Origin of the sequence: Spirosoma validum (assembly GCF_014699035.1) — a bacterium.
Lineage (GTDB): Bacteria > Bacteroidota > Bacteroidia > Cytophagales > Spirosomataceae > Spirosoma > Spirosoma validum.
The window spans coordinates 784463-796309 of the sequence record NZ_JACXAA010000003.1 but is presented as its reverse complement, the minus strand read 5'-3'; the positions used below and the strand labels follow the sequence as shown (position 1 = coordinate 796309).

11 protein-coding genes are annotated in these 11847 nt (G+C 48.0%); 9 read left to right on the top strand and 2 right to left on the bottom strand.

The features are described from left to right. Nucleotides 1-40 precede the first annotated feature (40 nt). Nucleotides 41-445 (top strand): energy transducer TonB, encoded by a 405-nt coding sequence (locus tag IC230_RS12110; protein WP_191039231.1) that lies wholly within the window; start codon nucleotides 41-43, stop codon nucleotides 443-445. Between the two features lie 145 nt (nucleotides 446-590). Then, entirely contained in the window at nucleotides 591-1517 is a 927-nt protein-coding gene (locus IC230_RS12105; protein WP_191039230.1) for a YihY/virulence factor BrkB family protein, read from the top strand. Here the strand turns inward: IC230_RS12105 and IC230_RS12100 are convergent, their stop codons facing one another. Continuing rightward, nucleotides 1518-3470, bottom strand: coding sequence for a hypothetical protein (locus IC230_RS12100; RefSeq protein ID WP_191039229.1), 1953 nt, complete (start codon nucleotides 3468-3470; stop codon nucleotides 1518-1520). A gap of 141 nt (nucleotides 3471-3611) precedes the next feature. Further along, a complete protein-coding gene (locus IC230_RS12095) occupies nucleotides 3612-5945 on the bottom strand; it encodes a hypothetical protein (RefSeq protein ID WP_191039228.1) in 2334 nt (777 codons plus the stop codon). Between the two features lie 337 nt (nucleotides 5946-6282). Between IC230_RS12095 and IC230_RS12090 the strand changes: the two genes are divergently transcribed. From IC230_RS12090 to IC230_RS12060, 7 genes are all read left to right on the top strand, one after another. Then, entirely contained in the window at nucleotides 6283-6753 is a 471-nt protein-coding gene (locus tag IC230_RS12090) for a lipocalin/fatty acid-binding family protein (protein ID WP_191039227.1), read from the top strand. A gap of 52 nt (nucleotides 6754-6805) precedes the next feature. Beyond that, nucleotides 6806-7918, top strand: coding sequence for an aminotransferase class I/II-fold pyridoxal phosphate-dependent enzyme (locus IC230_RS12085; protein ID WP_191039226.1), 1113 nt, complete (start codon nucleotides 6806-6808; stop codon nucleotides 7916-7918). A 141-nt stretch (nucleotides 7919-8059) separates the two neighbouring features. After that, entirely contained in the window at nucleotides 8060-8929 is an 870-nt protein-coding gene (locus IC230_RS12080; protein WP_191039225.1) for a YybH family protein, read from the top strand. An 85-nt stretch (nucleotides 8930-9014) separates the two neighbouring features. Then, entirely contained in the window at nucleotides 9015-9779 is a 765-nt protein-coding gene (locus IC230_RS12075) for a M15 family metallopeptidase (RefSeq protein WP_191039224.1), read from the top strand. 224 nt (nucleotides 9780-10003) lie between these two features. Continuing rightward, nucleotides 10004-11152, top strand: a complete 1149-nt coding sequence (locus IC230_RS12070) for a glycoside hydrolase family 5 protein (RefSeq protein WP_191039223.1) — start codon at nucleotides 10004-10006, stop codon at nucleotides 11150-11152. Nucleotides 11153-11239: 87 nt separating this feature from the next. Then, complete coding sequence (locus IC230_RS12065; RefSeq protein ID WP_191039222.1) at nucleotides 11240-11446, top strand: DUF2281 domain-containing protein; 207 nt, start codon at nucleotides 11240-11242, stop codon at nucleotides 11444-11446. After that, on the top strand, nucleotides 11443-11835 hold the full coding sequence (locus IC230_RS12060) for a type II toxin-antitoxin system VapC family toxin (protein ID WP_191039221.1): 393 nt from the start codon (nucleotides 11443-11445) through the stop codon (nucleotides 11833-11835). Before IC230_RS12065 ends, IC230_RS12060 begins: the two co-directional genes overlap by 4 nt. Nucleotides 11836-11847 lie beyond the last annotated feature (12 nt).

The window sequence follows — 11847 nt, the reverse complement described above, 5'->3', positions numbered from 1 at the left end:
ATACTTGTATACTCAGGCATTTACCTTATCGGCTCATTTTATGAAAGCGTTATCATTTGTTTTACTGATCTCATTGGCTCTTTGCCTACCCGCACACGCTCAGACAGATTCAACCCAAAAGCAGCCTTCCATAATATTTACCGTTGTTGAACAGCATCCTGAATTTCCGGGTGGTATGAGAAAACTAGGCCAATACATCGAAAAAAACCTACGTTATCCCGAAGCCGCTCGCAGGGCACGGGTAGAAGGACGTGTGTTCGTCAACTTTGTGGTTACTGATCAAGGACGTATTGAACAAGTGAAAGTTTTAAAGGGCTTCGGATTTGGAACCGACGAAGAAGCGATACGGCTTGTTGCCAGTATGCCCAACTGGATACCGGCCCGGCAGACTGGCAAACCGGTAAATGTGTATTATAATCTACCGATTAATTTCAGATTACAATAAAGCCTTACAACGTACCAATTACATTATACTTAGATTAAACTGGCGAAAACAAAGCCAGAACCGACTGAGAAAAAAGAGGCAAAACGATATTCTAAACTATCTTGATTCCCAGCTCGTTAGCTAAGTCAGTACAATCTGGTGAATCTTGAAAAAAGTAACTCCTGTTTTTCGATTGGCGGCCGACGCTTTTGCTAATCTGAAAGCCAACGATCCGATTCGAATGGCGGCAGCAACAGCTTTCTTCAGCTTCTTTGCCCTCCCTCCTATTGTGATTATTCTGAGCCAGTTATATGGCGAATTGCTATCCGGCCACGACCAGCGGGTTAGCTGGCAACTGTTCCATAAACTGGCCGATCTGTTTGGATATCAGAGTGCTAAACAAATTCAGGATATTTCCCAGCACCTTCAGCAGCGCCGATCGACTACGTTACTGACGGTTCTGAGCGTGTTTGTTCTTCTGTTAGCCTCCACTACGTTATTTGCCATCATCAAAAACTCGCTCAATCAGCTTTGGAGCGTCAAACATTCGGACGAACGACGTTTTTGGCACGTACTGCTCGACAAAGTTGTTGCCTTAGGCATCATTATTTTCTCGGGCTTTTTATTCATGGCATCACTAACGATAAGCCGCACCTTGTCGCCAATAAATGATCAGCTATTCGCCGGTACCAGTGGCCATGACTTATCAAGCGACACCGGACAGCACCTTCTGTCACTGATCATACTAACGATCTGGTTTGCCGTTGTTTTTAAGTATTTGCCTGATATTCGGATTCGCTGGCAAGCGGTTTGGGTCGGCGCTTTAGTAACGGGTCTACTGGTCGAAATCGGTGAAGAAATCCTGAATCGACTCTTAATCAACAGTCCCGTGAGTTCCTTATACGGTACGTCGGGGGCTATTATTCTGGTGCTTCTGTTCGTCTTTTATGCATCATTGATTTTTTATTATGGCGCAAGCTTTACCCGTTACTACGCTCAGCGAATTCATCAGGAAGCCGAACCAGGTGCGAATGCGGTAGCGTACCAAATTAAAGAACTGGATAGCGATCAATCGACAACTGCATCTCAATAGCTATTGCTGGAAATATTCGATCTTATCGGCATCACTATTATTGCTCACGTTTATTTCGCCACCACTCGCTCCCAGAATGACCGAGCTCAGAGTCAGGCTACCGGTCGTGCCACCAGGATTCATAATACCCTCTAACCCAAACGAAAGCTTATCGCCCGCAGCAACCGACTGCATACTGGTCAGCACGTAATAAGACGGATCTGAATTGTTGAAACCCCAGGCTCCATTCTGCACGGAACGATTCCCTACCGTAGTGGCTGCACTGTTAAAATTTAGCGTGGTTCTGGCGTCCTTGGTGATTTTAACCGTAATCAGTCCGTTCGTGGCTATCGAATTCAACTCCACTACATCTACGACTACGCTGGCATCAGTAGCGCCGGCGATGGTCGTAGGGCGCAGGTAAACGATCGGGGTTAGGTCAGGCGCTAGTGTAATGCTAACAATGGCTGCCGTCATAGGCGGTAACGTAACGTTGAAGCGATTCGGACCAGAAGGCGAGATAGCTGTAGGAGTACCTTTGATAAAACTGCCATTAGCCGCTACTTGTGCATTCGCATAGAACGTGTTGGCGGCTACGTCGTACATATTGTTCTGCGGCCGAAGCGTCTGATAACTAGCCGCGCTGATTGCCGCTCCGGGAAGGTTCACGCTGGCGTCAATCGTATTTGTGAAATCTTTGTTGATGAGCGTAACGGTCAAGGTTTTGCCATCATCAGATGTAGTCGCGTAGTAACTGGCCCGCGGACTGGTCGTGGAATTGGGTGGCGTAACGGTCAATAGTCGCTGGTTCCGGGCGCCATCCATAAACGCCAGCAGACCGTAATAAATAGCGCCAATGGCATACGTACCGTTGGCAGAGCTAACCCGATAAACCGGAGCATAGCTGAGGCTATTGCCACCACTATGAAAATTGGCCCCTTTTACATTATAACTGGCCAGCGTATATAAATAATCCAGCGCCCAGATAGCTGATGCAAAGCTATTCGTTACGCCCGCCAAACTTCCCGCTACGCTATTTGTTTCCGACATCCAGAACGGCGCATTGTACGTATTGGTCAGATTTTTCAGGTAATCCAGGTTGGTTAGAAACGTACTGCCGGGCGAAAGTGCATTAAGCAGTGCATCAATGGATTGTTCCGGGGTACCCGTCAGTTCATTACTCCTGAATATATACGTGTGAGCGTTAAACGTATCGATTGGCCGCGCGGGTGAGGTTGCCGGAAGGTTGTTCATCTTCTGCAAATAGGCGCTGTTCCAAGTATTGTATTCGGTTCGTCGGCCAATGTCGCCACCACTGATCGGAATAGCCGGATTTATCGCTTTGATCGCATCAAAAACCGGAAGGTAATTAGCTACGTAAAGACTGGGATTGTAGGGGTTCCGGTATTTATTGACTACGTAGGCCATCGGCTCATTCCCAATGCTGATACTTTTCACCAGACGGCTGTACGTCGAATAAACGTAGTTAGCTTCCGAAGCGGCTTCAGCCGGAGCATTGCCTACATAATTCGCACTGTCTTTGGCGAAATTGACCATGTACAGGCATTTCCAGTTAACAGTCGACAAAAAGTTGAAGAGTTTATCAATGTCGGAATTAAAAAGTTGAGACACATTTGTATTCGTGCCCCGGTTGCCGGGTGTCCACGCCAGTTGATCACCTGTATTCGCGCCAACCCGTATGACCGAACTCGGGCTGAGGTTGGTCAGCAGGTTGCGGAAACGAGTGAGAGCGGTCGGGGTAGCTTCCCAAAAACTGGATACGACCGTTCCAGAACCGCCTTCAGTCGTCAGCGTTTTTCCCTCAAAACTTAACCCAACAAAATCAGGATTGATGCGATTACCCGGTGCCGACGTATTGACGCTCAGACTAACCGGAATGGTCTGTGCCAACGAGCCTAATGGCTGTAGCAAAATGGCGACTAGACAGTACGCACGTAGCAGTTGAGTTTTCATAGATACTAAGGATAAAGCAAGTATAAAGGGGACATTCTAACAGATGGTGCGCTAAATAAGCAAAATCAGATGAAGTCCGTATTTCTCCGTGTTCTCTGTGGTCAGCTTTTTTGCCAGGCGACGTAATTAGCCAATGAACGATCAGTTTGGAAAGACGTTAATCTTATCGGCATCGGTATTGTTGTTGACTCGTACTTCTCCTCCGCTACCCATAAGCACTGCGCTGATGGTTAAATCCCCCGACGTAGCACCCGCAGTCAGCATACCGGTTAATCCCAGTGAAAGTTTGTTTCCAGCAGCAACCGCCTGGCTGGTCGTCAGCACGTAGTAACCCGGCGATGAATTTCGATCGAAACTCCATAGGCTGTTTTGCACCGATCGTCCATCTAAACGGGTCAGTCCCGCATCAAAACTCAAATCAACGGCATTGGTTTTAGCAATCTTAATCGTAATCAGGCCGCTGCTGGGTATCGAATTGATTTCTACCACATCGACGACTACGGTAATAGGAGCCGAGCCGTTGACGGTGGTTGGACGAGCATACAGAATCGGGGTTAGATCAGGAGCAGGGGTAATCGTCGCGGTCCCCGTATTAGCGGATTCCTGGCCCGTATTATCAATGGCTCTAAAGGAAATAGTTACCGGACTAACATCATCCGTAGGGTCGACACCGATAGGTACCGTCGGATTGCCATTCCCATCAGCAGGTATGGGTACTCCGGCAGGATTAGCACCACTGAATTCGGGAGATGCCGTTGTATAGACGGACGTATTGACAGTCAGGCTCGTGGTGTTCGTGGGGAAAGCGGTAATGCGCAGGCTAGTTATTGTAGCAGGGCTACCAGCACTACTGGAGCTAGTGCTGGTAAAAGCGCTCACGGGTACGTTCACCAGGGTTATACCGCCAGGGTTGTTGACAGGACTGCTGCCACTACCAGCTGTGGGCGGTACTTGTCGGCTTACTGTAACAATCACCGCCGTCATGGGCGCCACGGTGACACTAAAACTAGTTGGGCTTGCGGGCGAAATAGCGGTGGGTGTCCCTTTGGTAAAGCTGCCATCGGCGGCTACCTGCGCATTTGCATACGAAATCGTCGCTACATAATCGTATCGACCATTTTGTGGTTTGAGAGTCTGATACGTAGCGGTGCCAATCGGCATACCAGGAATGTTTACACGGGCATCAATCGAGTTGGTGAAATCTTTGTTAAGGAGCGTAACGGTTACCGTTTGCCCATCGTCGGACGTAGTGGCGTAATAACTGGCCCGTGGACTTCTCTTCGATTCGGATGGTGTAACAGGCAACAACCGTCGATTTCGGGCACCATCCGCGAAAGCCAGCATCCCATAGTAGATCGGGGCGATTCGATAAGAAGCTACGGTATTGCTCGTTCCCCAGTCAATTGCCGAATAAACACTGGTGCCCGACGAGTGAAAGTTAACGCCACTTACGCCACTAGAGGCCAGGGTGTAGAGATATTGCAAAGCCCAAAGCGCGCTCACGTAGGTATGCGATACGTTCGTAGTGTCGGACGTACCGGTAGCCGCACTGCTCGTTTCTGAAAACCGAAGCGGGACATTTTTTGTCTGAGCCAACTGGGTTACGTACGGTAACAACGTCGATTTGAAGATGAGCGGAGCATTGTCAAAATTCATAAGCGTGTCGGCAGCCGCATCGCGCGATAACACAGTGGCGTTGTTGCCCAATCCATAACTATGCACGTTCAGCGCAGCCAGCGGTCGGCTACTTCCCGAATTGTTTACATAATCCGTATAGGACTTATTCCAGGTCTGATTCTGCGCTCCGTAGTATTTGCGCGCGCCATTGTCGCCACCACTGATCGGAATGGCTGGATTAGCCGCTTTGATGGCATCGTACATGGGCAGATAATCCTGTTGCATATAAGTTTCAGGATTATAAGCTGCATCCCGATAGATATTCGTGTAGAGATAAGGCTCGTTACCAAGGCTTACGCTGTGAAGTTGAGCACTGTATTTATTCATGATATACGTCGCTTCCGACACGGCATTAGCCGGTGTATTATTGGGTAACCCAATGGTGTAAATCCCCTTCCAGCCAATTTCTGACAGAAACGTAAAGAACTTATCGGTATCATCGGAATACGTAGCCCGGACGTTCGTGCTGGTACCCCTTGGCGCATTTTGCCAAACCATTCGATCGTCGGCCGTGAAACCACCGAGTCGGATAACGGAATGGGGACTAATGTTGGTTAAGAGCTTTTTCAACCGAGCATTGCCGTTGGTGCCACCCATCCAGAAACTACCCAGATTGCCCCATCTGCCAGTCGACAGGGTATATTGCTCCATGCTGAAACCGACAAAATCATCATGAATGCGGTTGCCGGGCGTTGCGGTGTTGATACTCAAACTAACTGGAATGGTCTGAGCAACTAAATCGGATGATGGCCGAAACATGTACACCCAAAAGCATAGACATAGTAATCGAGGTTTCATAAAAAACGCGTCGTTAGGATAAAGCAGGAAATAAATTCAGCTAGTATGCGGCTACGCCAGGCTGAGAGGAGGAAACCCAGGTAGGTTGATCGAGTAGTATGGATCGATCAAATTTGCGCAAAAACTACCGCTTAATAAACAGTATGTACATTAAAAAAACGAGAACGATACGTAAAATGCCAGCCAGAACTGAAGCTTTCCTGAACTGATGAAAATCTTCCCCGACGATTCGTCTCTCAAAACTTACGACAACTCAGAGCAGTTAAACCTACAGGCTTAGTCCAAAGCATAAAAATCTACGTTCAGAAGTTCGGAGTAAACCCATTAAAGCAAGCACATGGAAATAGTTGTTCAGGCGCTGATTGGCACATGGTTCGTTGGCAGCAGTAATTTCCCGATGTGGCTAAAAGGCGACAAAATCAACCCCACCTTTACGTACTCAATTACAGACAAGAAAGCGAACACCAACGTTTTGCTCGATGAAGTCAAGTACCTGAAACGGGGCAAACCGAAAACCCTGACTGGCTTCGATTACCAGGACGAAACGGACCCATCAACCTTTGTGTGGCGCGGAAAAGGGTTACTGAGTGTCGTGCGAAGCACCTGGAAAGTCGCTTTAATCGATCCAGCCGGGCAATGGGCAGTTATCTGGTTTTCCAAAACGCTTTTTACACCCGAAGGTATCGATATTATCAGCCGGACACCAACTCTTTCTGCTGAAACCCAAACCCATATCTTTGCCCTGATGGCCAGCGATTCGCTTTTGGTGAAACACCGGGCGAGTCTGCGACCAATCATTCATCAGTAAGGCTTTCCGGAAAGTTAAACTGTTCGGGAAGTTGATTGATAATTACCCATCCATGAACTATACCCGAATGCCCATTGAGATTGAATCCCCTGAAGAAATTGGGTATTCAACGATCAAATACAACCTGGCGGAAAGTTCAGTACGTGATATTTCGCTACGTGATCTGGACCTGCAGCTTACGGATCTGGTATTAAGTTACGGGCATCATCGGGGCCATCCTGAACTGCTCGAATGCATCGCCAGCGAGAGTGCCGTTTTCCTGCCAACAGACGTACTGGTGTGCAGCGGTGCCGCAACAGCGCTGTTCATTGTGTCTACTACGTTGCTCAGTCCAAACGACCATCTGGTGGTGATTCGCCCAAATTATGGTACGAATCTGGAAACACCGCGGGCGATTGGTTGCTCGATGAGCATTATCGATTTGTCGTTTGATAACCAATTTGAACTCGACATGGATCAGATTCGGCGATCGATCCAACCAAACACACGTCTGATCAGCATCACAACACCCCACAATCCAACTGGTACCGTTGTTTCCGAAGTCCTCCTAAATGAGTTGGTTGACTTGGCCGAAGCGCACGGCTGTTATTTACTGGTCGATGAAACGTACCGTTACCTGAATTTCCAGACTCCGCTTCTCCCATACGTAGCGGAGAAAAGTCCGAACGTTATTTCCGTATGTTCGCTCTCAAAAGCATTTGGCGTACCGGGGATACGTATCGGCTGGATTATCTGCCGCGATAAGAATATAATGCATCGGTTTCTGGCGGCCAAAGAGCAGATTATGATCACGAATTCGGTCATCGATGAACAGATTGCGTTACGTGTTCTTCAGGAACGCGAAATCCGCCTGCACGATACGCACCAGATCATTCACGCCAACTTTACCATCATTCGCCAGTTTTTTGCTGAAACCTCATACCTCGAATGGGTTGCTCCTACGGCCGGTGTCGTTTGCTTTCCGCGACTTAAACCGGATTTCAAAATCGATTCAGAAGCATTTTACCGAGCCTTGTATGAGCAATACCAAACTCTTGTTGGTCCGGGGCATTGGTTCGAGCAGGATAACGTATACATGCGCATCGGATTCGGCTACCCCACTGCCGATGAACTCGAAACCGGATTACGTAACGTTGAGCACTGCTTAGCAGCCCATCTGATCTGAAATTTCTCAACGTGTAAGAGTAGTGCACTCGAAGTTGATTTCATCCAGTTCGGCTTCTTTATTACTCAGTTAGACTAACCACAATTGGCTGAATTACAGCAAAGGATCTAGTTTTGGTCTGCACCTTTATCAGACAAACCGATGAACTTTCCCATTTTCCTGATGACAGTCCTCCTGTGGACTGCTCAGCCACGCAAACAAATCAGCACTGTTCAAGCCGATTACGAGGCACTGGTAGCCGCCGAACGAAGCTTTGCTAAAGCCGGTATCGAGAAAGGTATCCGTGATTCATTCGTTGACAATCTCGATGAACAGCAATCGGTCGTTTACATAGGGAATGAGTTTCGTCCCGGCAAGGCTACGTATGCACGTATTCCTCAAGTATCCGGAAAGCTTAGCTGGGAACCCAATTACGCCGAAATTGCCCTGTCTGGTACGTTTGGCTATACGACCGGTCCATTTGCATTTCGCCCACGCTCGTTAGATGATACGCCCGTATCCTACGGTCAGTTTACGAGCATCTGGCATAAAACCGCATCGGGTGCCTGGAAAGTGTTGATCGACTTTGGCTGTACGCACGACAAACCCACGCAACCTGCTCCCGAACTAATCTCGCCCACTCAATTTGCGGTCAAATCAATAATAAAAATTGATACAGCCGTGGCTAACCGGGAGTTGATGCATGTTGAAATGACTTTTGCGCAAACAGCACGTACCAAAACGTTGTGCGAGGCTTACCAGCCCGTTCTGCCCGCCAGTGACTCAATCCGATTGTTGCGCGAAGGCCATGAGCGTTATGAAGGCGCAGCCGCAAAACACGTAGCGAAAACGTCCGGGCAACAGGTCGATTATCAATGTTTACAAACCGTTACGGCCCCTTCGGGCGATCTTGGCTATTGCTATGGCTACGCTACGTTTAACCAGACAAAGCAAGCCTACCTACGTATCTGGCGCAAACGGAATGGTCACTGGCAATTAGCGCATGAGGTATTGGCGGTTAAGTTGAGTTAGGGAATTTAGGGGTAGAGCGAACCAAAAATTTGACAAGCGATTGATTATATTCGTTTTTCTGTAATCACGCGATACAACCTCCTCTATGCTTTATTCATTACGTTCGTTTCGCTGTCTCCCTGGTTTATTAATCGCCTGTTACTCGTTTAGCCTGTCGGCGCTGGCCCAAAAACAGTTGACGTTTGATCTGCCGAAAAGCAAGTATGGTTTACCCGTTGTCAATGACGTAGCGATCTACAAAAAAATCGTAGAAGCCGATCCCGATAATGAATTGGTCGACATGCGCGAGATACTGCCTGATGCAAGGTTCGACGTTACGTATGCCGACACGACAAATTTCTTAAAACGAAAACTATACCCAACGGCTGACGTGTTTATGCGCAAGCCAGCGGCATTGGCTATCCGTCAGGCTAGTGAGAATCTTAAGAAACGGGGATTTGGGTTATTGCTGTTCGATGGATATAGACCGTATGCCATTACGGTGCTTTTCTACGAAGAACATGGCGACACTACGTTTGTTGCCGATCCCCGAAAAGGGTCCAAACATAATCGGGGTATGGCCATTGACTTATCACTTTTTGATCGAAAAACGGGCAAGCGGCTCTCAATGCCTTCGGATTATGATGAATCCACCCCGCGCGCTTATCACAATTACACACAGTCGGACAGTGCGTCGCTGGCTCACCGCACAATTCTGAAAGCAGAAATGGAACGGGTCGGCTTTTCTATTTTTCCGTGGGAGTGGTGGCATTACGATTTTCGAGGATGGGAAAGCTACTTTACGTACGATCTACCTCACCAGACCATCCGGGAAGCCAATAAAGCCTTGCGTAGAACGAGCAGACAGTAAAGCCTACGTGCCCAGAGCTAGAACGTGAATATTTGTACGACCCCTCCGGGGTCACATGTCTATAGGAATCTGGTATAGCTATAAACATGTGACCCCGGAGGGGTCGAATAATTTACTGTTGAGCTTCTTTCCCTACGTATACAAACGCGTCAAGCCGTTTTTTTCGATTTGCTCTCATTACTTCTTGAGTGAGTAGATCAGCGGTTTTTCACCCTCTATTCGTCATGCAACGGAGGACATTTATTCAGAATACCAGCCTGCTTACGACGGCGCTTGGTACAGTTGGAACAGATTTACTGGCTACAGCCTCAACCCCAAACGTAGCAAAAAACAAGCTGCCGAAGTGGAAAGGCTTTAACATGCTGGATTTCTTCTCACCCGACCTGGCGAATAGTCGCCCGGCCACGCAGGAAGATTATTTTAAGTGGATGCGGGATTGGGGTTTCGACTTTGTGCGCATCCCGATGGCTTATCCGTCTTACCTGAAATTCGACCGGAGTCGTAATATCACGCCAGAAGAAGTGTACCAGATTGATCCGCAGGCCGTTGACCGAATCGACGCGCTGGTTACGATGGCCCATAAATACAACCTGCACGTCAGTCTGAACCTGCATCGGGCTCCGGGTTATTGCATCAATGCCGGTTTCCACGAACCGTATAACCTCTGGACTGATCAGGCCGCCCTTGATGCGTTCTGTTTTCACTGGAACATGTGGGCGAAACGCTACAAGAACGTATCGTCGCAAAAAATCAGCTTCGATCTGCTCAACGAACCCAGTATGCGGGCCGACATGAACGACCAGCATTCCAAACGTAGCAGTGTGCCGGGTGCTACGTATCGCAAGGTGGCGCAGGCTGCCTCGAATGCTATCTGGAAAGAAAACCCAAAGCATCTGATCATCGCCGACGGCAACGATACGGGCAGTTCGGTCATTCCTGAGCTTACTGACCTTAACATCGCTCAAAGCTGCCGGGGCTACAATCCGGGCATTATTTCTCATTACAAAGCGCCCTGGGCAAACAAAGATCCAGATCATCTGCCCGAACCCAAATGGCCGGGGCAAGTCGGCGACAAATACCTGAGCCGTGCGATGCTCGAAACGTTCTATCAGCCCTGGATTGATCTGGTAAACAAAGGCGTTGGCGTGCATTGTGGTGAATGCGGCTGCTGGAATAAAACACCCCACAACGTATTTCTGGCCTGGTTCAGCGACGTACTGGATATCCTGACCAGCAACGGCATCGGGTTTGCGCTCTGGGAGTTTGTCGGCTCATTTGGTATTCTGGATTCAGGCCGTACCGACGTTGCCTACGAAGATTGGCACGGCCATAAACTGGATCGCAAATTGCTGGATCTGATTCGGAAGGTGTGAGGTTGTTGTTTAGGTTAGGTTGGGATAATGATGTACGAAAGGGAATTTAAATTCTCTTTTGTATATTCATATCAAAAACGGGTTCTTATGCAGGCCGCCGAACTTAAAATACACGTTGTAAAAGAAATTGCAGAATTGTCAGATGAGCAATTTATGCAAGTGTATGATGATCTAATGCGCTTGCTACATCCTCCTGTGCGGACACCACGTTTTGGTAGCGCCAAAGGATTAGTTACGTTTATGGCTGATGATTTCGATGAGCCACTTGAGGACTTTAAGGATTACATGCCGTGAACTTATTATTAGATACGCATACCCTTATTTGGTATTTAGAAGGTAATCTTCAACTTAGTCAAACCTGCCAAAACCTGATCGAGAATCCGAGTAATACCAATTTTGTGAGTATTGCGTCTTTTTGGGAAATCGCCATCAAATTAAGTATCAGCGGTAAACTCGAATTATCTCAACCATTTGACCAACTCAACCGAATTGTTTGGGAGAACAACATCACGACATTACCCATTCGTTTTGAACATACCGCTCTGGTCAGATCCTTACCTTTTTATCACAAAGATCCCTTTGATCGAATTATCATTGCCCAATCCATACTAGACGATATGGCTGTCCTTAGTCGTGACGGTCACTTTGACGCTTATTCCATTCGGCGTTTCTGGTACAATTAAGAGGAATCACAA